We start from the raw sequence: 19,851 nt of genomic DNA, 5'->3' as shown, positions 1-19,851 counted from the left end.
TCGCAAAGATCTTAAACGTGCCGGTGTCGTCCAATATGTCGCAAGTGACGTCCCCCCAACGAGGAGCAAACACCATGCGCAAGATCCTTCCCCTTTCCATCCTGCTGACCGCTGCCCTGGGTTGCTCGGCGCTGGTCTTTGCCGCCCCGCAGCAGGACGGGACCCCGACTGCCGGCCAGCACGCCGGTTGGCAGCATGGCGGCCATCGCGGTCACCACGGCGCGTTCATGGCACTGAAGAAGCTTAATCTGACCGACGACCAGAAAGCCCAGGTCAAGCAGATCTTCAAGCAGGGCTTCAGCCAGCTCAAGCCGCAGATGCAAGCAGTGCACCAGCAGCGCGCCGCTTTCGAAGCGCTGACACCGGATGCCGCGGGCTACCAGCAGGCCGCAGCCAGCCTCGCCCAGGCTGAGGCCGCCTTGACCCAGGCCCGCGTGACCCAGGGTGCCGCCACCCGCGCGCAGATCTACAACGTCCTGACCAGCGCGCAGAAGTCGCAGCTCGCCACCATGCGCGCAGAGCGCCAGCAACGCATGCAGCAGTGGAAGCAGCAGCACGCCCAGCAGGCCAACGGTTCCACCCAGTCCGCGCAGTAAAAACTGCATGCGACGAGCCGCCGGTGCAAGCCGGCGGCTTTTTTTGCCGATTTTCAGGATCGATCGGGGCCGAGCGATGGCGCTTGTTGCGCGGGGACATGGACAGGAGGCGTAGAGCCTGGCGGCTTATCGCCTACCGCTACGTCACGGTGAACGCGCGACTGATGCACATCGCCGAACATGTAGTACGGAAAGGGACGCTCTGGAACGCTAGCTACAGGCGCTGACGCAGCGCTTCTGGAAGGCTGAAATCCAACGCGGCAAGATGGTCTTCCAGCTGCGCCAGCTTCGTAGCACCCACAATGACCGAGCCGACGCCCGGGCGGTTGGCGACCCAGTTCAAGGCAACCTGCGCCATCGGCTTGGCGAACGCCTCGGCCACCTGCGCCAATTCCGCCACGATGCGCCAACAACGGCTCGGTAAACCGGTCGAATCCAGGCGCCGGCCACTTTCGCCAGACGCCCCTCGCCGGTATCGCCGCCCGTGCCGGGAGGGACGATGCTTACCCGACAGCAATCCCATGCCTAACGGACTCCATGCCGTGATGCCCATACCCAGTTGGGTGGCGAACGCCGTGTATTCGTGTTCGATATGACGCTCGATCAGCGAGTACTCCAGGTGCAGATTCACCAGAGAAACAAGTGCATATATGCGGAAACGATTGGAAACAGTGTTGTAGCTGTCGTGGCAAGTCGAAGGCACCGGATTCCGCGTTTGCCCAATCCAGTGCCTCCAATGACATCAACGATAGTGTCCATCCACCCAGGCACGACCTTCCCAATGCCCCGGCACCCACACGCGCTCATAGTGCGGATGACGCGGCGCCACGACGACGCAACCGGTCAGCGCGGCGGTGCTGGCGAACAAGGTGACGGCGGCAAGGCAGATCATCATCAAGCGACGCATGGACCACTCCTGTTTCGTGGAAACTCATGCGTGGGAAACGCGATCGACGAATTTGGCGATGACGCGCAGGAACGAGCAGCGATAACTTCCGTTCATGCCAATCGGGCACTTTAAATGCCGTACATTCAGCTGGCGGCAAGTTGCTCGACAACACTGCGATAACGCGAGGCAATACCCGCTTCGTCACGATGACAGAAGTCGCGCACTACCCACTGGCCGCCAGCCATCACATCGCGCACCAGCGGACGGTTGCCGGCGAACAAGAAGCTGTCCATGGCAGCGCCGACACTGCGTGCGGCCAATTGCGGCGCATCGTCATCGAGCACAATGGCGTCTGCACGCGTGCCTTCGCGCAATGCGCCGATAGGCAGCCCTGCCGCGCGGGCACCGCCGCGCAACGCTGCGCGCCACAAGGTTTCACCGACGCTGTCGTGTTCATGCCGTGCCGCGATATTGCGGTGCCTGGTAGCCAGGCGCTGGCCATATTCGAGCCAACGCAATTCTTCCACCGGCGATACGGAGATATGCGAATCCGAACCGATACCGAGTGTGCCGCCAGCGTCGAGATAGTCTGCCAGCGGAAACAAGCCGTCGCCGAGATTCGCCTCGGTCGTCGGACACAGGCCAGCCACCGCACCGCTACGCGCCAACCGCGATACTTCGTTATCTTCCAGATGCGTCGCATGCACCAGGCACCAACGCGCATCGACATCGGCGTGATCGAGCAACCATTCCACTGGACGCGCACCGCGCGTAGCCAAGCAATCCTGCACTTCGCCGATCTGCTCGGCGATATGGATATGGATCGGCAGATCGCGTACTGGCTCGGCGGCGAGCACCTCGCGCATGGCTGCCTCCGGCACCGCACGCAATGAGTGCAGAGCCACGCCAATACGCAGATCCGCTGCTTCGTACTGCTTGAGGCTGTCGAGCAGGCGCAGGTAGCTATCGACCCGATGCCCGAAGCGGCGCTGTCGCGGTGCCAAAGGCCGCCCGTCGAAACCGCCGCTCATGTACAGCACGGGCAAAAGAGTCATTGCGATTCCGGTTTCGCGTGCCGCTTCGATGAGCGCCAGCGACATCGCCTCAGGCTGTCCGTAAGGCGTCCCATCCGGCTGGTGATGCAGGTAATGAAACTCGCAGACGTGCGTATAGCCCGCCTTGAGCATTTCCACATAGAGCTGCGCGGCAATCGCCTTCAATTGCTCCGGCCCGATCGCCGCGGCAAAGGCATACATCGTTTCGCGCCAGGTCCAGAAGCTGTCGTCGCTGCGCCCTTTGCGCTCGGCCAAACCGGCCATGGCCCGCTGGAAGGCGTGCGAATGCAGATTGGGCATGCCTGGAAGCACCCAGCCGCCGATGCGCTCGGCCGGGCCTTCGGTCGCCCCTAGATGGCCGGTCGAATCCACCGCAAGCGCGCCGTCCTCGCTCCAGCCTTCGCCCAGCCAGAGTCGATCGGCACGGTAGTTGCGCGTATGGATGCTTTCGGACATGGCCTTCAATTTCCTCGCGAAGATCGTGCAAAGTGTAGAGGAAGCACAGACGCTTGCCGTGCCACGTGGGCACGCCCGCCGGCCATTTCATTCATAATTGCCCACATGGCCAAAAAACCCCCCGAGCACACCCCCAAGTTGCTGGTGCGTCAAGCCGTCGCTGCCGACGTACCCGCCCTGGTCGACCTGACCGCCCGTGTCTATACCCCCGAATGGGGTCATTCGGAAGAAATGCTCCGCTCCCAGCAGACGCACTTCGCCGAAGGCCAGTTCGTGGTGGCGTACGAAGGGCAGATCGTCGGCTACTGCGCCACGTTTCGCGTCGACGAAACTACCGCGCTGTCGCCCCATACCTGGATGCAGATCACCGGCGGGGGCATGGCTTCTCGCCACAAGGCCGACGGCAACTGGCTGTACGGCATGGAAGTGGTGGTCCATCCGGATTTCCGCGGCATGCGCATCGGCCAGCGCCTTTATCAGGCACGCAAGCGCCTGTGCACCGAGCTCAAATTGCGCGGCATCGTCTTCGGCGGTCGCATTCCCGGGCTCGCCAGGAACATCCAGCGCTACGGTTCCGCGGAGGCCTACGTACAGGCCGTGGTCGAAGGCAAGCGCCGCGACCTCACCCTGAGCTTCCAGCTCAGTAACGAGTTCCAGGTGATCGGTCTGCTCAAGGGCTATGTGCCCTCCGACTACGACTCCCTCGGCTACGCGGCACATCTGGTCTGGCGCAATCCACGTCTGCTCAACCATCCGGATACGCCCTCCATACCGACGCCGCAACGCCTGCCCGACTCCGTGCGCGTCGCTTCGGTGCAATACCAACAGCGACGCATCTCGTCCTTCGAGGAGTTCGCCACCCAGGTCGAGTACTTCACCGATATCGCCGCCGACTACAACGCCGATTTCGTCACCTTTCCCGAACTGATCACGCTGCAACTGCTGTCGATCGAAAACGAAGAGCTGTCGCCGGTCGAGGCGATCCGCAAGCTCAGCCATTACACGCCGCAAGTGAAGGAACTATTCACGCGGCTGGCTGTGCACTACAACATCAATATCATCGCCGGCTCGCATCCCACTGAACAGGCCAACGGCGATATCCATAACGTCTGCTATGTCTGCCTGCGCGACGGCTCGCTGCACGAACGCGAAAAGCTGCACCCGACGCCGAGCGAGCGCACCGTGTGGAGCATTACCGGCGGAGATACGGCCGCGACGATCCAGACCGACTGCGGCCCGATTGGCGTGATGATCTGCTACGACTCCGAATTCCCCGAAGTCGCGCGCCACCTCACCGACCAGGGTGCGCTGATCCTGTTCGTACCGTTCTGCACGGACGTACGCGAAGGCTATCTGCGGGTGCGTTATTGCTCTCAGGCACGAGCGATCGAGAACCAGTGCTATGTGGTGCTATCGGGCAACGTCGGCAACCTGCCTGGTGTCAACAACTTCGACATCCAGTATGGCCAGAGCTGCATCTTGACCCCTAGCGATTTCCCGTTCGCGCGCGACGGTGTCGCCGCCGATTCGACACCGAACATCGAAACCGTACTGTTCGCCGATCTGAGCCTCGAGAACCTGGCACGCGCGCGCAATTCCGGCGCGGTGCAGAACCTCAAGGATCGTCGATTCGATCTCTACGAAACCCGCTGGACACGCAAACCGGACATCCGTAAGTGAGCACACCTGAACAACCGGAAAATCCGCGGTCGCCGGATCGACTGCGGCAGCTGATCGCCGACCACGATCTGTTCTCGCCGCAGCAATGGCGTCGCCGCATCCTGTTTTGGAGCGGCGCAGTACTGGTCGGCCTGGCCGCGGTCGGCTTCGCCCGTGCCGCCGACTATGCGTTCGAGCTGTTTCGCGCGCTGTTGGTGCACGGCCGCTACTGGGCGTTCGTCGTTACACCAGCGACATTCGCCGTGCTGGCATGGCTTACCTCGGGTGCACTTAGACCGACCCGCGGCTCGGGCATTCCGCAGGCGATGGCCGCGCTGAAAATCGAGGACGAACGCTTTCGTGCGACCCAGCTCAGCCTGCGCGTGGCGATCGGCAAGCTAGGGTTGACGCTTGCCGCTCTGCTCGGCGGCGCATCGGTAGGGCGCGAAGGACCGACCGTGCACGTTGCCGCCGGACTACTTTATTCGCTCGGCCGCCGTTTCGGCTTTGCCGAACCGGCAGCTGCCGGCCGCTTTATCCTGGCTGGCGCGGCCGCGGGCCTGGCCGCCGCTTTCAACACGCCGCTTGCAGGAGTGGTGTTCGCCATCGAGGAAATGAGCGGCTCGTTCGAACATCGCGTGAGCGGTACGTTACTCACGGCAGTGTTCATCGCTGGCCTGGTCTCACTGGGCATCCTGGGCAACTACGCCTACTTCGGTCATTTCGACATCGCCTTGCCCCTGGGTAACGCCTGGTGGGCTGTGCTTGCTACCGGTGTGATCTGCGGCCTGGCGGGCGGGCTGTTCGCTCGCCTGATCCTGCCCAGCGACCGCGGCCTGCGCGGCATCATCGGTCGCTTGCGCGCGCGTCAACCCATCTTATTTGCCGCCGCTTGCGGGCTTGCCCTGGTGTTGCTCAGCCAACTCGTACCCGACGGGCTCTATGGCACCGGCTACGCGCAGGCCAAAGCTTTGCTCGAGGGCCACGCCGATCCTGCCGGCGATTTCGGCGCGCTCAAGTTTCTCGGCAATATCGCCTCTTACTGGGCCGGCATTCCCGGCGGCATCTTCTCGCCCGCGCTGGCAGTCGGCGCCGGGCTGGGCAGCGATATCGCGCGCCTGCTGCCCGGCGTCGATCCATCGTCGATCGTCCTGCTGGCGATGGCCGCTTATCTCTCCGGCGTAACCCAGGCGCCGCTGACGGCCACGGTAATCTCGATGGAATTGACCGCCAACCAGCAGATGGCCCTGCCGATCATGGCGACCTGCCTGGTGGCACGCACTGTCTCTACGCTGCTCTGCCGCAAGCCGGTTTATAAAGCGCTGGCGGAGAAGCTCATGAGCGAATACGAGCGACAGCGCACGGATTCGCCTAAGGAGAATCCCGCCGCATGACCTGGGACACCTTGCTACTGAATGCCGAGCTTGCCACCTTCGACGGCGATGCCCCTTATGGACTGATCGGCCATGGTGCGATCGCCCTGAAGGAAGGCCTCATCGCCTGGGTCGGCGCACAGGCAGACTTGCCGCCGCAGGCCCGTGCAGAGCACGTCGTCGATCTGGAAGGTGCGCTGGTCACGCCTGGCTTGATCGACTGCCATACGCATCTGGTCTTCGGCGGCGATCGCGCGCATGAATTCGATCTGCGTCTGAATGGCGCCAGCTACGAAGATATCGCCCGGGCCGGCGGCGGTATCGCCTCGACCGTCGGCGCTACCCGCACGGCATCGACCGATGCATTGCTGGAGCAATCCTTACCGCGCGCCCGCGCCTTGCTCGCCGATGGTGTCACCACGCTGGAAATCAAATCCGGTTACGGCCTGGAGCTGGATAGCGAACGCCGTATGCTCGAGGTCGCGCGCCGCATCGGGCTCTCGCTGGGTATCGATGTACGCACCACTTTCCTCGGCCTGCACGCCTTGCCCGCTTCGCATAAGGATCGTCGCGACGCTTACGTGGACGAGGTCTGCGAGCGGATGCTACCGGCGCTTGCCGAACAAGGGCTGGTCGATGCCGTCGATGCCTTTTGCGAGAACATCGGCTTTACCCGCGAAGAAATCCGCCGAGTCTTCGAGCGCGCACGGGGACTCGGATTGCCGGTAAAGCTGCATGCCGAACAATTGTCCGACCAGGAAGGCGCTGCACTGGTGGCCGAATACAGCGGATTGTCGGCCGACCACCTGGAATATCTGAGCGATGCCGGCATCGCCGCCATGGCAGGCGCAGGTACCGTGGCAGTACTGCTACCGGGAGCATTCTATGCCTTGCGCGAAACGCGATTGCCGCCGATCGATGCCCTGCGCGCCAACGGCGTGCCGATGGCAGTTGCCACCGATTGCAATCCGGGCACCTCGCCATTGCTTTCGCTGCGCCTGGCAGCGAGCATGGCATGTACCTTGTTTCGGCTTACACCGGAAGAGGCTTTGCGCGGCGTGACGGTGCATGCGGCACGCGCGCTCAATCTGGCCGACCGCGGCATCTTGGCGACAGGTAAGCGCGCCGACCTCGCCGTGTGGAACGTTCGTCGTCCTGCGGAGCTGTGCTACTGGATCGGCGGATCGTTGCTAAGCAACGTTTATGTTGGCGGCGAAATGCTGGAATTAGGCTGACAGGAAAAAACGGCGGTGTCCGATGAGTTTTCTGTCTCTACACCGCCATCGCCGCGTATTTACTCGTGTAGATTCCGCTAGGCCATGTCCGAAAGATTTTCGGCCAGCGCTTTTGTAAGGTTGAATCCTCTCCAAGCGAACATCTCGGCACGCCGCCCGTCAAGGATCGACATTGGCTTTCTACCGCTTGCATTCGTCGTCCTCCGCTATCGGCGGATTGCTGTCCATGGGCGCGGTAATGACGGGCGTGGTACTCAGTGGCTGCATGCGTCGCGGAAACTCGGTTACCGCGATCACGCTCGATGCAATGAAGGATCTACCGACACAGAGCGAGAACAGCCGTCTTCCGGAGGTGCCCGTGCTTACTGCGCCACTCGTGAGCACGATCGATATCGGACCGGTTGGCCTGAGGGGATCTGATTCACCCTGGAAGCCCGCTCCTCCGAAGGCGTCAGCATCGACACCTGCATCTCTCGTTCCAGCTCCATGGGCGATGGCTTACCCGGCTATCGATACGGCCAGCACCGAAGCGGCCGCAATCCCGCACGCTTCCGCCACCGGCGAACCGCGATTCGAGCACCTCGGCCACTGGTGCCTCGGCGCAGTCTTATCGGTCGCCGTGGCAGCCGCGTTTTCGCATGGACAACGCAGAGTCAAGGCACACGCGCGTGGATCGCCACGGTGCGCGAGCCCACGCAAATCCATAAACCACGCTCTTGCACGCCATGCGGCTACTGCCCGCTTTCCCGAGCAGACCCCAACGGATACTTCCATGCGACAGTCCAGCTCTTTGCTTTTTTCGGTCGATTTCACCCCGATGCTCCGTCTCGATGCCGACGACCGAATGGAGCTGGATACCTTGCCATGGAACTTGCCGCCGGCTTACTTCGATGAGGAAGCGCCGATCGCAATCGAAACCGTGGACAGCGTGCCCGCCGTGGACAACGCCGACGCCGCGCTCTCCGCGTCGAGCGCGCCTCATCGCACTCCGTCTGTCGCATCGCTCGATGCGCATCGGCAAGCACGTGCCCAGCCCTCTGAAGAAAAACATCGCCAGCCGCAGGCCGGCCCCGAATCAACGACTCACTCACGGATGACGAACTCGATGAACAAGCGCATCGCCCTGGATACCGCACCGCAGTTCTGGAACACCCGCTATGGGCTGGCCGCCTCGGTGCCGGCCGACAATCCCATCGCCCGGTCTCTGGAGCTATATGGCGAATGGGCCGAACATGAGATCGGCTTGCTTGGCAGCCTTGTCAAGGAAGGGCACCGCGTGCTCGAACTCGGCGGCCAGTACGGTGCGCATGCGCTGTGGCTTTCGCGTGCCGTCGGCGAAAGCGGCAAGGTCCACGTCGCCGACCCTTGCCGCATCGGCTTCCAGCGCATGTGTGCGAATATCGCGATCAATGGCCTTGGCAATGTCTACACACACCCATTTTGGCTCGGTCGTACCAAAGGGCAGACAGCGCTTTCCTCCCTGCCCTCTTTCGGACGCACCGATGCACGCGACGAGACAGTTGCGGTGGCCGCCATCGACGAACTCGGATTGGAAGGGCTTGACCTGATCAAAGTCAATATTCCCGGCGCTCTGGTGGACTTGCTGGCCGGTGCGATCGAAACCATCCGGGAGCATCGCCCGGTGATCTATGCCCGCCTGGGGGGCATTGCGCGCGTAGAACAGGAAATCCAGGCGCTGAAAGACTTGGGCTATCGCTGCTGGTCCCATGCGCCGTATTTCTACAACTTGGATAACTATGCCGGGCACGGCACCAATGTCTTCCCGGGATGCGTGCTGGAGAATGTGGTTGCCGCGCCGGTGGAAAGTCGGTTCGAACTGGAGGCCCGGCTCGAGTTATAACGTCTCGAAGGCGCGCAGGATCGATACCCTCCCGGTCGAACGCAGTACCCAGGCCATGGACATGGAAGCACCACGCCAACGGACACAGGAACCGCGGATCGCTATACGCCTGCTCTGGCCGTTGTACTCCGTCTACCGTACCAGGCTAATCTCGGGCACAAAAAAGCCCCCGAAAAGGGGGCTTCGTTGCGGTCCGGAGGCTTGCCTCAGGCCGACTTCTTCTTCGGCGCAGCCTTCTTGGCGGCGGTGGCCGGCTTCGTCACGGTCTCCTTCGCACCGGCAACCGCCGGCTTGGCGCTATGCAAACGGCTGATGCCGTAGCTGCCACGATAGGTCTTGCCACGACGGGTCCTACGATCGCCCTTACCCATGACGGTACTCCTGCTAGCTGAAAAAATGGACGGTCGAGCATCGTAGCAGTGCGGGTGTAAAGCGCAAGAGCAAGCGGTCTACGCTTACCTGCGCATCATGAGCGCCCCCTCAGGCCATTCGGCCCTCTGGCTGCTTAAAGTCAGCTTAAAGTCAGGGGGAGACGATGCTGAGAAAGCTAGCTGTGCTTCTCAGCGATGCCCATGTCCGGCACAGCCTGCGGGCTCGTCAGGACAAGGGCCTGGATCGATCTGCACCGTGGCATGCTGAATACCGAAGCGCTCGCTCAGGACGCGCTTGATTGCCGCCAACGCCTGCGCTTGCTCGCCGACCTCGCTGAGTTCGGCATGCAGAGTCGCCATGCGCGACCCCGAGGCCAGCTGCCAGACGTGCACGTGATGCACATCGCGAATGGTGACATCCGCACCACGCAGGACCTCTGTGATTTCCTCGGTGCTCATGCCATCGGGCACGCCTTCGAGCAGGATGTGCGCGGACCGACGCAGCAGACCCCAGGCACTGCCGAGGATCAATAGCGAAACCAGCAGCGAAAGCACCGGATCGGCCCAGTTCCAGCCGAGCCAACGCACCGCCAGCGCTGCCAGTACCGCGGCGACCGAGCCGAGCAAATCGCCCAGCACATGCAGCGTTGCACCGGCAAGATTGACATCGTCGTGTGCGTGGCCGTGCAAGGTGCGCAGCACAATCACATTGACGGCGAGGCCGATCAAAGCGACCACCAGCATGATGCCGGAGAGGATCTCGCCTGGATGAAACAGGCGCTCGATCGCCTCGTACGCAATAAAGGCCACCAGCACGAACTGGGTCAGCGCATTGACGAAGCCGGCCAGAACTTCCAGCCGCCCGTAGCCATAGGTACGCCGCGCGTCGGCGGGCTTTTTTGCCAGCCAGACACCGACCACGGCCAGCAGCAGCGCCAGTGAATCGACCAGCATATGGCCCGCGTCGGCCAAAAGTGCCAGCGAACCGGACCACCAGCCGCCGACTGCCTCGGCCACCATCATCAGCGTGGTTAGGACGAAGGCAAAAATCAGCTTGCGCTCGCGCCCCTGCCCCGCAACGGCGGCGTGGTTGCGATCGTGAGCATGATCGTGATCGTGGTGCGCGTGATCGTGGCGATCGTGCGAATGCGCGTGAGCGGAAGTCATGTGCGAATGCTAGGGAGCCGGCACGCCGTTACACAATCACGAGCCTCAGTGCGCATGGCCATGATGCGCGTGACTGAGCTGGCGATCGATGCGCAGATTGAAGAAGTGCGCCGTCGCCAGCAGCAAGCCGCCGCAGGTCACCATCACGCTATGCATGGCAATCGAATAATGCTCGGCATAAGTCACGCCCAGCACCAAGAGGCACAGGCCCGGCAGCGCCAGCAGCAATGGAAAAGGACGGCGGTGTCGCCGATAGCCATTGCCGAGCGCGAACAACGCCAGTGCGCTGGCGAACAGCACGAATCCACGCTCGAAGCGATGATCGGCCAGGAACTCCAAGCCAATGAATGGCAGCACGCTCAACACGAACGGCAAAGCTGCGCAGTGAATCGCACAGAGAAAGGAGGCTATCGCGCCGACCCTGTCGGCAAACGACCATACACGGGATTTGCTTACTTGCTCAGAGTCCATGGGGATTTGGGCGGCAGAAGCAGGAGGGAGGGGATAGAGTGACATGTTATAATGTAACAAGCAAAAACGCCAGAGGCCGTTTCCCTCCCTTGGGCAGCTAACCGAATCAAAAAAGGCGCGATGTGCCCATCGCGCCTTTCGATCGAACGAGCCCTGGGCTCCCTTAGCCCTTGCGGCAATCCTTGCAGACGCCATGCACTTCCAGGGTCTGCCCTTGGGCGCGGAACCCGAACGCCTTGGCCTGAGCGTCGATCAGCTCAGCAACTCGTTCGTCGCAGACTTCCTGAGCACTGGAGCATACATCGCAGATCAGGAAAGGAACCTGGTGCGCCTCGGCCGGATGGTGGCAGGACACGAAGGCATTGATCGATTCGAGCTTATGAATGAACTGGTGCTCGAGCAAGAAATCCAGCGCACGATAAACCGTCGGCGGCGCGGCATTGCCATGCCTTTCGCGTAACTGGTCGAGCAGGTCGTAAGCCTTGACTGGCTTGCCGGCAGCGGCGATCAGCTCGAGTACTTCCTTGCGTAGCGGCGTCAACCGCAGGCCGCGCTCCTCGCTCGCCTCTTCGACGGCGCGGACGAAACCTTCCGGATCATCGTGATGATGATGGGCGTGGGTTTTGCTGGTTGCGCTGTGGGTCAATGCAGTCACCTCGGGATCGATCATAACACTGGGGGCGGCAAAGGCCGTTTTACAGGGGGCTACCTCGGCAGCGGAGGCGGCTCCACCCGCGGTTTCTTCGGTCGCAGCACGACGACCCAGCCGATCGGTCCCAGCACGGCCGATAGCCAGATGCCTTCCCACAACCGTCCGCGCCACCAGCCAAGTAGCGCGCCGACCGCGATGAATGCCACGGTCCACCAGAACAGCGATATCCAGGGCACCAAGCCCATAAGATTGGCGAAGATCTGCCAGACGGCACCAGGGTCGTCGAGGTCGACGCCCTGGGTCGCCTTCTGCAGGAGCTCATCCATATCGCGCGCGCCGGCGCGGCATCAGCCCTGCGCCTTGGTCAAGGCCACACCGATGCGCGCGAGGGCCTCGTTGCGCCCGGCCAGGTACACCGTATGGTCGATCGAGGGCGATACCTGGGTTCCGGTCATCGCCACGCGCAACGGCTGGGCAATCTTGCCCATGCCCAGCTCCAGTGTCGCGGCGATCTGCTCGACCACGCCATGGATCGCCGCAGGGGTCCATTCCGGCAATGCTTCCAGACCCGTGCGTGCCGCCTCGAGTACCGCCACGGCGCTGTCGTTCTTGAGATGTTTGGCCACCGCCTTGTCGTCCCACTCGACAATCGGGCCGTACCAGATCTTGGCGCGCTCGGCCATTTCCTTCAGGGTCTGCACGCGGTCGCGCAAGGCGACAATGACATCGGCCGGCGCCGGTCCCTTGGCGATATCGAAGCCGGCACGCTCCAGGTGCCAGGTGAATTCCGGCACGATCGATTCGGGCGCGTCGTTCTTGAGGTAATGCTGGTTGAGCCAGGCAAGCTTCTCGACGTCGAAGCGCGACGCGGCCTTGTTGACATCGCCGATATCGAACAGCCGCGTCATTTCCTCACGCGAGAAGATTTCCTGATCGCCATGCGACCAGCCCAGGCGAACCAGGTAGTTGAGCAGCGCATGAGGTAGAAAACCGGCATCGCGGTATTCCATGACGCTGACCGAGTTGGTGCGCTTGGACAGCTTCTTGCCTTCCTGACCGAGGATCATCGGCAGGTGCGCGAACTCCGGCACCGGCGCGCCAAGCGCGCGATAGATGTTGATCTGCCGAGGCGTGTTGTTGACGTGGTCGTCGCCGCGGATCACTTCGGTGATGCCCATGTCGATGTCGTCCACCACCACGGCAAAGTTGTAGGTCGGCCATCCGTCCGAGCGGAAGATCACCAGATCGTCCAGCTCGGCATTGGCCCACTCCACCCGCCCCTTGACCTTGTCCTCGAATACGACGCTGCCTTCCAGCGGGTTCTTGAAGCGGATGACGCGGTTCGGATCGTCGCGATAAGGCTCGTTGCGATCGCGGTAATAACCGTTGTAGCGCGGCTTCTCGCCACGTGCCATCGCCGCCTCGCGCATGGCTTCGATCTCGTCCTTGCTCTCGTAGGCGTAATAGGCCTTGCCCTCAGCGAGCAGGCGATCGGCCACTTCCTTGTAGCGCGCAAGGCGGTGGGTCTGGTAGACAGGGGCTTCGTCCGCGTCCAGTTGCAGCCAGTGCATCGCATCGAGAATGGCCCGCACCGCTTCGTCGGTGGAGCGTTCCCGGTCGGTATCCTCGATGCGCAGCGCAAACTGGCCGCCGCGACGGCGCGCTTCGAGCCAGCAGTAAAGCGCGGTGCGGGCTCCGCCGATATGCAGGAAACCGGTGGGACTGGGGGCAAAACGGGTGCGAACGGTCATGAGCGGTCAGGGGGCGCGAAGCGAAAAGATGGATTTTAACGGATATAGCGGACATCTCGTCCGTTACTTGTTACTCGGCATGGCGATCGTCGCTGGCCCGGCGCTGGCCGATGATGCCCCCGGCTTCGACCGGCCTGGGTACGGCTTCGCACCGGGTGCCCTGCCTGCCGGTGGCCTGGCGCTTGAGCAAGGATTGCCTACCTGGACGCTTGGCAACGACAGCGGCACGCGCAGCAGCTTGTACAGCACGGACAGCCTGTTGCGCATCGGCCTGGGGGCGCACCTGGAATTGCAGTTGGGCAGCACGCCCTTCAATCGGTTAAGCGAGCGGGAGGCGACCAGTTCCACCGTGATGCATGGCCGCGGCGACAGCACGCTCGGACTCAAGCTTGGGCTCCCCTCGGCCAGCGATGCCTGGAGCTGGGGCGTGCTCGGCACCATGGAATTCACCGATGGCGCCCGCGGCATTCGCAACGATCGCCGTCAGTACACACTGGGCCTGGTCGCGGTGCAACAAGTAGACGAAGATCATCAATGGAGCTACTTCGCACAGGACCAGCGCAGCGGTAACCAGTCGAGTTACCAGCTAGCGGCCGATTACAATATCGCTCTCGACAAGCATTGGGGCGTCTACGGCGAAGCAGCTGCGGTGCATGAAGACGGACGCAGCGGCATGCAGTTGGGCAATGGCTTCACATGGCAGCCCAACGCGCGCGTGCAATGGGATGCCTGGTGGCGGCGGCGCGTGGCCGGGGACGCCAACGACTGGGAAGGCGGCTTGGGCGTGGCGGTGTACTTCGCTGGCCCCTAAGCGCTGGCGAACTCGGCCGCAAAGCCGGCCACGATCGCGCGCAAACCGCGTTCGAAACGCGCATCGTAGCCATCGAACAGTTCGGGTCCGATGCTGCGCGACAGAGGAAAGCGCGTTGCATCCATGCGCTCCTCGCGCCGATCCAGCGCATAACGCGGATCGCGTTCGCCTTCGGGCGACAGCACCGCCTGCTCTTCCAGCGTAAAGCCAATGACATAGCTGTTTACGCTACCCAGGCAGACCGCGGCGTCGGCCGGGGAGATGCCGGCGGCCTGGAAGATTTCCAGCGCACGTTCCATCGGGCCGTACATGCTGTGGTCGTTCATATGCGAGCCGCCCACCATGCGCGCACCGTCGCGGTATTTGAGCAGGCTGCGGCGCAATGCGATGCCGAAGCGCAGGCTGATCTCCCGCCAGTCGCCCACGTCCGCTTGACCGAGTTCGGCCGCCAAATCGGCCAGCACCGAGGTGGCCATGTCGTCCACCAAGTCCTGCTTGCTCTTGAACCGCCAGTAAAGACTCGGAGCCTTAACCCCCAGTTCGGCCGCGATTCCGCGCAGAGTCAATCCCTCAAGGCCCTTTTCATTCAAAAGCTTAAGCCCGGCTTTTACGACGGATTCGCGGTCGGTCCTCATGCCTTACCTAACGTTGTTAGTTCAATCTAATCATGTTAGATTTTAATCCCTAACGGCGTTAGTTTGGAGACTTTTTTCATGGCTTCTTCCGTCCCTGTCCTGATTGTCGGTGCCGGTCCGACTGGTTTGACCCTGGCTTGCGAGCTGGCTCGGCGCGGCATCGGTTTCCGGCTGATCGATGCGGCGCCTGCGCCATTCGAGGGCTCTCGCGGCAAAGGCGTGCAGCCGCGCACCCTGGAGATTTTCGACAACCTCGGCATCGTCGCCGACGTGATCGCACATGGACGCTTCCATCTGCCGATCCGCTTCTATGGCCCCGATGGCCCACGCGATTTCGATATGCACGAGGGACGGGAACCGCGCCCGGACACGCCTTACGCGTCCCCATTGCTCATTCCTCAGTGGCGCGTGGAAAGTCTGCTGCGCGGCAAACTCGCCGCGCTGGGCGGCCGCGTGGAATACGGCATTGCGTTGCAGACGCTGAACGACCGCGGCAACAGCGTGTTCGTCACGACCGCTTATGCCGATGGCACGATCGAAACGTTCGAGGCCGACTGGCTGGTCGGTTGCGATGGCGGGCGCAGCACCACACGCAAACTGGCCGGAATCGCCTTCGAGGGCGAGACGCTCGACCAACATCGCATGCTGGTCGGCGACGTCCACGCAACCGGCCTGGATCGCGAGCACTGGCATACTTGGCGTGGCGCCGACGGCTTTCTTGCATTGGCACCGTTGCCGAGCACCGACCTGTTCCAGTTTCAGGCCTCGGTCGATCCGGACATGCAGGAACAACCTTCGCTCGCGCTCTATCAGCGCATTGTCGAAGAACGCACGGGGCGCAATGACATTCGCCTGAGCGAACCGCGCTGGTTGTCACTGTGGCGAGCCAATGTGCGCATGGTCGATCGTTATCGCGCAGGCCGTGTCTTCGTCGCTGGCGATGCGGCACACGTGCATTCGCCGGCTGGCGGCCAGGGCATGAATACCGGCATCCAGGATGCACACAACCTTGGCTGGAAACTAGCCGCGGCGATCGGCGGCGCGGATGCCACGCTGCTGGACACTTACGAAGAGGAACGCCTGCCGGTGGCGCGATGGATCCTCGGCTTGTCCAGTCGACTGCACTTCTCCGGTGCCAATCGCGCCCTGGGCGAGCGCCGCGACGAGGAAACGCTGCAGTTGGCGATCAATTACAGGCACGGCGCATTGGCCAGCGAATGCCGCCCATACCCTGGTAACGTCAGCGCCGGCGATCGTGCGCCCGACGCCAGCGGCTTGCGTGACGCGCGCGGCGAGCATCGACTGTTCGACCGCTTTCGCGGCACCCACGCCACCCTGCTGGCTTTCGGCGCCTACTGGTGCGACGTACTGGCCCAAGCCGAAGCAGCCTTCGGCCATCGCGTCCATGGTGTGATCGTCGATGCCATGCACACACAAGACACGGCAGGCCACGCTGCACGAGCCTACAATGTCGCGAGGGATACCTTGTTCGTCATCCGGCCGGACGGCCATATCGGAATGGCCGCCACGGTGGCGGACGCCGAACCGGTACTGACATACCTGCGGCGTTTGCTGCCTACTTGACGTGGATGGTGATCTTCTTCGACACCACGGCCGGATCGAACGGGATGTGGTTTTCGTCGCCCATTTCCAGTTGGAGGGTGTGCGTGCCCGGGCTCAACTTGAGTATGGTCTCGGTCTGGCCTTTGCCGAAGTGAAGATGGTTATCGTCCAGCGGAATGGGCTGACCCGCGGCCGGCAGGTCCTTCACATCGACCAGCAAGTGATGATGGCCTGTGCCTTCTTTCTTTACGCCGGCGGGTGCCACGCCCATGCCTTTCAGGCCGAATACCACCGTGACTGACTGGCCGACAGTCGCACCGTCCTTAGGCGAGACAATATAGACCTCGGCACCCGCGGGTGCCTTGGTGATCGGCAGCCCGGGCGCATCGGCAGCCAGTACCGGGGCTGCAAGCATGGTGAGGGCCGCGGCAAGCAGGATATGTTTCATCGTGAGCTCCATGTGGGGGAAATCCTTTTATGGGAAAAAGGAGAGCCGGCATCAGTGTAACGCCCAGGCCTGCCGGAGGAGACGGCGTATCTCTCATGACAGCCGTCACCAGGATGTAACCGCTCCGCCATCCTTGCGCAATCCCCTGCGACGAATCTACGCCGGGCCAGCGACCGAAAACTCTCATGCGCATCGGCATTGTCAGCGAGACCTATCCTCCCGAAATCAACGGCGTGGCATTGACCGTGCACAGCCTTGCTGCGGGATTGGCGTTGCATGGGCACAGCGTGGACCTGATTCGGCCACGTCAAACCCTTCCCTTCAGCGACGAGGCCGGCATCGAGACCCTGGAGGTCCGCGGTGCCGCCTTGCCACGCTATCCGGGCCTGCGATTCGGCCTGCCAGCCGGTCGTCTGCTACGGCAACGCTGGCAGCGACAGCGCCCCGATGCGATCTACGTGGCGACCGAGGGTCCACTAGGCTGGTCGGCCGTGCGCACCGCCAAAAACATGGGCATTCCCATCGCCACCGGCTTCCATACGCGCTTCGACACGTATGCCGATCACTACGGCGTGGGTTTTCTCACGCCAACCGTGCGTAGCTATTTGCGCCGCTTCCATAACCGTGCGGCAAAAACCCTCGTACCCACCACCGCGCTGGCGAATGAACTGACTGCGATGGGCGTAACCACCGCCCACCTGCTTCGCCGCGCGGTCGATACACAGCAGTTCAATCCCCAATACCGCGACGATGCCCTGCGCTCCGTCTGGCAGGCCGGCGACGACGCGCCGGTAGTGCTTTACGTAGGTCGCATCGCGCCTGAAAAAAATCTTGACCTGGCGGTGCGTAGCTTCCGCGCCATCCAGCAGCAGATCCCCCGCGCACGCTACGTGTGGGTCGGCGATGGTCCGGCACGCGAAGCACTGCAACGCAACCATCCGGATTTCATCTTCGTCGGCATGCAGCGAGGCGAGGCTCTGGCGCGGCATTACGCCAGCGCCGATATGTTCGTTTTCCCGTCGCTGAGCGAAACCTTCGGCAACGTCATCCTGGAAGCACTTGCCGCCGGACTGCCGGTGGTGGCTTATCGGGAAGGCGCTGCACGCGAGCACTTGTTCGACGGAGTCAATGGTTATTGCGTGGACAGCGGAGACGAGGCCGGCTTCGTCTCCGCAGCCGTCGAACTGGCCACGCACCCGGCCCGCCTGCGCACGCTTGCTCTCTCCGCGCGCGAGAGCGTGCTCAGTCTTTCCCCTGATGCGGTTATCCGCGATTTCGAGACCCTGCTGCGCCGACTCGGTGAGGAGAATTCCCATGAACACCACGCCGCTGCCGCCGTCTGAAGTACTGCCGCGATTCGCCTTCGACCGGCGACTTTGCGTTGCGGCCAATCATTGGGGCGCGCGCCGTGCCGTGGGTGTGTTCTTCGGCATCATCAGCCGTCTGGGCGACGGCATGTTCTGGTACGGGCTGATGATTGCATTGGCCTTGGTCGATGGACGTCATGGCCGGCTCGCGGCATTGCAGATGGCTGCTACAGGATTGACCGCCCTCCTGCTCTATCGCCTGCTCAAGCGCTGGACGCGCCGCCCGCGTCCTTTTCGCGCCTGCCCTGGCGTGATCGCCCACGTGCCCCCGCTGGATGAATTCAGTTTTCCTTCCGGCCACACCTTGCAAGCGGTGAGCTTCACCGTCGTCGCGCTGGCCTGGTATCCGCTGCTCGCACCGCTACTGCTGAGTTTCACCGCATTGGTGGCCGCATCGCGCGTGATCCTCGGCTTGCATTATCCGACCGATGTCGTCGCTGCCATCCTGATCGGCAGCGGCCTGGGAACGCTCTCGCTGTATCTGTCTTCGCTGATGTAAGCGACGCGCTGCGCAAAACTTCCGCAACGCGTCGACGATGCAAGCGGCATCAACAAGATAAGTCGCTTTTCCACACGTTTGCATCGGCATCTGTCCACAGATGCTGTGGAAAACATGCAAGGCCGTGTGTGCGAGCACTGAGCAAACTTTCTGCAATGTGTCGCCGATACTTGCAGCGTCAATGAGATAGATAGCTTTTCCACAGCTTTCTACCACCGCTCATCCACAGTTGCTGTGGAAAACTGTACCTCCACGCTGCTCATCTTTCGATCAACGCGTAGCAAGTGCTTGTTGTGCAAGTACCGAACCAGGCTTTTCCACAGGCTTGCCCACGCTGCATCCACAATCGCTGTGGAAAACCCCGCATGCATGCGCATGATTTGATCAGCATGTAGCAAGTGATTGACGACAAAGCATGGAAACGTGCTTGTCCACAGGGTTGCTCAGAGGGCATCCACAGAAGCTGTGGAAAACATGCGTGACGTTGCGGGCCTGCTCGCTCGCCGTGCGATCGAACAGATAGAAATCGCGTGGCTATCGTCGACCTATCGCTTCGCACGCCCCCCTCACCCCAGCCCCCGGCAAAGCCAGGGAGAAGGAGCACACTGAGGTAAGCCTCAATACTCTGCGCTTGCGCGGACTGCCTCCTCTCCCTTGGTTTTGCCAGGGGGAGGGTTGGGGGAAGGTTGCGATGCGCAAGCGAGCAGCCAGCTCTTCGTGGCTCATCGGTAACCACGCGACCCTGGCCGGAGCGCATAAGCGCCATGACTTGGAGAGCGGCATCTGCCGCTCTTCGCGCGTATCAGATATCGTCAGGCAGCCCGCGGCGCTTTCATCAACAACCCAAGCACGTCAGCCAACTTATCCCGCATCTCGCGCCGGTCGACGATCATGTCGATCGCCCCGTGCTCAAGCAGGAACTCCGAGCGCTGGAAGCCTTCCGGCAGCGTCTCGCGTACCGTCTGCTCGATCACACGAGGACCGGCAAAACC

Annotated in this window: 20 protein-coding genes and 2 pseudogenes; 9 read left to right on the top strand and 13 right to left on the bottom strand. The window is 62.4% G+C overall.

What is annotated here, in order from left to right:
* Nucleotides 1–74: 74 nt before the first annotated feature.
* A complete protein-coding gene (locus VIM98_RS02600; protein WP_331991530.1) occupies nucleotides 75–596 on the top strand; it encodes a Spy/CpxP family protein refolding chaperone in 522 nt (173 codons plus the stop codon).
* A gap of 214 nt (nucleotides 597–810) precedes the next feature.
* Here the strand turns inward: VIM98_RS02600 and VIM98_RS02595 are convergent, their stop codons facing one another.
* The 3 genes from VIM98_RS02595 to VIM98_RS02585 form a co-directional block, all read right to left on the bottom strand.
* A complete protein-coding gene (locus tag VIM98_RS02595) occupies nucleotides 811–1,299 on the bottom strand; it encodes an aldo/keto reductase (RefSeq protein WP_331991529.1) in 489 nt (162 codons plus the stop codon).
* 39 nt (nucleotides 1,300–1,338) lie between these two features.
* On the bottom strand, nucleotides 1,339–1,503 hold the full coding sequence (locus tag VIM98_RS02590; protein ID WP_331991528.1) for a hypothetical protein: 165 nt from the start codon (nucleotides 1,501–1,503) through the stop codon (nucleotides 1,339–1,341).
* Between the two features lie 125 nt (nucleotides 1,504–1,628).
* The gene (locus tag VIM98_RS02585) at nucleotides 1,629–2,996 is read right to left on the bottom strand and encodes a formimidoylglutamate deiminase (RefSeq protein WP_331991527.1); all 1,368 of its coding nucleotides are present in this window, start codon (nucleotides 2,994–2,996) and stop codon (nucleotides 1,629–1,631) included.
* Between the two features lie 105 nt (nucleotides 2,997–3,101).
* Here VIM98_RS02585 and VIM98_RS02580 point away from each other — a divergent pair, with 105 nt between their 5' ends.
* From VIM98_RS02580 to VIM98_RS02565, 4 genes are all read left to right on the top strand, one after another.
* Nucleotides 3,102–4,676, top strand: a complete 1,575-nt coding sequence (locus tag VIM98_RS02580) for a bifunctional GNAT family N-acetyltransferase/carbon-nitrogen hydrolase family protein (protein ID WP_331991526.1) — start codon at nucleotides 3,102–3,104, stop codon at nucleotides 4,674–4,676.
* Complete coding sequence (locus VIM98_RS02575; protein ID WP_414650178.1) at nucleotides 4,673–6,049, top strand: chloride channel protein; 1,377 nt, start codon at nucleotides 4,673–4,675, stop codon at nucleotides 6,047–6,049. Before VIM98_RS02580 ends, VIM98_RS02575 begins: the two co-directional genes overlap by 4 nt.
* Complete coding sequence (gene hutI, locus VIM98_RS02570; protein ID WP_331991525.1) at nucleotides 6,046–7,263, top strand: imidazolonepropionase; 1,218 nt, start codon at nucleotides 6,046–6,048, stop codon at nucleotides 7,261–7,263. Before VIM98_RS02575 ends, hutI begins: the two co-directional genes overlap by 4 nt.
* A 772-nt stretch (nucleotides 7,264–8,035) precedes the next feature.
* Complete coding sequence (locus tag VIM98_RS02565; protein WP_331991524.1) at nucleotides 8,036–9,124, top strand: FkbM family methyltransferase; 1,089 nt, start codon at nucleotides 8,036–8,038, stop codon at nucleotides 9,122–9,124.
* Nucleotides 9,125–9,330: 206 nt separating this feature from the next.
* On the opposite strand, the gene VIM98_RS02560 is transcribed toward VIM98_RS02565, so the two are convergent.
* The 6 genes from VIM98_RS02560 to gltX all read right to left on the bottom strand — a co-directional run bounded on the left by VIM98_RS02560 (nucleotide 9,331) and on the right by gltX (nucleotide 13,536).
* Nucleotides 9,331–9,495 (bottom strand): 30S ribosomal protein THX, encoded by a 165-nt coding sequence (locus tag VIM98_RS02560; protein WP_331991523.1) that lies wholly within the window; start codon nucleotides 9,493–9,495, stop codon nucleotides 9,331–9,333.
* Nucleotides 9,496–9,684: 189 nt separating this feature from the next.
* Nucleotides 9,685–10,662, bottom strand: coding sequence for a cation diffusion facilitator family transporter (locus tag VIM98_RS02555; protein WP_331991522.1), 978 nt, complete (start codon nucleotides 10,660–10,662; stop codon nucleotides 9,685–9,687).
* 45 nt (nucleotides 10,663–10,707) lie between these two features.
* Nucleotides 10,708–11,133, bottom strand: coding sequence for a MerC domain-containing protein (locus VIM98_RS02550; protein ID WP_331991521.1), 426 nt, complete (start codon nucleotides 11,131–11,133; stop codon nucleotides 10,708–10,710).
* Between the two features lie 163 nt (nucleotides 11,134–11,296).
* On the bottom strand, nucleotides 11,297–11,803 hold the full coding sequence (locus tag VIM98_RS02545; RefSeq protein ID WP_331991520.1) for a transcriptional repressor: 507 nt from the start codon (nucleotides 11,801–11,803) through the stop codon (nucleotides 11,297–11,299).
* A 35-nt stretch (nucleotides 11,804–11,838) separates the two neighbouring features.
* Entirely contained in the window at nucleotides 11,839–12,111 is a 273-nt protein-coding gene (locus VIM98_RS02540; protein ID WP_331991519.1) for a hypothetical protein, read from the bottom strand.
* Between the two features lie 21 nt (nucleotides 12,112–12,132).
* Nucleotides 12,133–13,536 (bottom strand): glutamate--tRNA ligase, encoded by a 1,404-nt coding sequence (gltX, locus tag VIM98_RS02535; RefSeq protein WP_331991518.1) that lies wholly within the window; start codon nucleotides 13,534–13,536, stop codon nucleotides 12,133–12,135.
* 28 nt (nucleotides 13,537–13,564) lie between these two features.
* Between gltX and VIM98_RS02530 the strand changes: the two genes are divergently transcribed.
* Nucleotides 13,565–14,347 (top strand): transporter, encoded by a 783-nt coding sequence (locus tag VIM98_RS02530; RefSeq protein WP_331991517.1) that lies wholly within the window; start codon nucleotides 13,565–13,567, stop codon nucleotides 14,345–14,347.
* Here the strand turns inward: VIM98_RS02530 and VIM98_RS02525 are convergent.
* Both VIM98_RS02525 and VIM98_RS20630 read right to left on the bottom strand, forming a co-directional pair.
* On the bottom strand, nucleotides 14,344–14,823 hold the full coding sequence (locus tag VIM98_RS02525; protein WP_331991543.1) for a TetR/AcrR family transcriptional regulator C-terminal domain-containing protein: 480 nt from the start codon (nucleotides 14,821–14,823) through the stop codon (nucleotides 14,344–14,346). The two genes, VIM98_RS02530 and VIM98_RS02525, sit on opposite strands and share 4 nt — an antisense overlap.
* Before the next feature lie 12 nt (nucleotides 14,824–14,835).
* Nucleotides 14,836–14,982, bottom strand: a pseudogene (locus VIM98_RS20630) (TetR family transcriptional regulator); the annotation flags it as partial.
* A 78-nt stretch (nucleotides 14,983–15,060) separates the two neighbouring features.
* Here VIM98_RS20630 and VIM98_RS02520 point away from each other — a divergent pair.
* Entirely contained in the window at nucleotides 15,061–16,566 is a 1,506-nt protein-coding gene (locus VIM98_RS02520) for an FAD-dependent monooxygenase (RefSeq protein WP_331991516.1), read from the top strand.
* Here the strand turns inward: VIM98_RS02520 and VIM98_RS02515 are convergent.
* Nucleotides 16,559–16,993, bottom strand: coding sequence for a DUF4399 domain-containing protein (locus tag VIM98_RS02515; RefSeq protein WP_331991515.1), 435 nt, complete (start codon nucleotides 16,991–16,993; stop codon nucleotides 16,559–16,561). The two genes, VIM98_RS02520 and VIM98_RS02515, sit on opposite strands and share 8 nt — an antisense overlap.
* A gap of 185 nt (nucleotides 16,994–17,178) precedes the next feature.
* Here VIM98_RS02515 and VIM98_RS02510 point away from each other — a divergent pair, with 185 nt between their 5' ends.
* On the top strand, nucleotides 17,179–18,336 hold the full coding sequence (locus VIM98_RS02510) for a glycosyltransferase family 1 protein (protein ID WP_331991514.1): 1,158 nt from the start codon (nucleotides 17,179–17,181) through the stop codon (nucleotides 18,334–18,336).
* Nucleotides 18,308–18,859, top strand: coding sequence for a phosphatase PAP2 family protein (locus tag VIM98_RS02505; RefSeq protein ID WP_331991513.1), 552 nt, complete (start codon nucleotides 18,308–18,310; stop codon nucleotides 18,857–18,859). Before VIM98_RS02510 ends, VIM98_RS02505 begins: the two co-directional genes overlap by 29 nt.
* Before the next feature lie 812 nt (nucleotides 18,860–19,671).
* Here the strand turns inward: VIM98_RS02505 and VIM98_RS02500 are convergent.
* Nucleotides 19,672–19,851, bottom strand: a pseudogene (locus VIM98_RS02500) (acetyl-CoA carboxylase carboxyl transferase subunit beta); the annotation flags it as partial.

Source organism: Dyella sp. (genome assembly GCF_036568765.1).
Taxonomy (GTDB): Bacteria; Pseudomonadota; Gammaproteobacteria; order Xanthomonadales; family Rhodanobacteraceae; genus GSA-30.
Note: the sequence above shows the minus strand (reverse complement) of the source record. Positions and strands in the feature narration are given on the sequence as shown.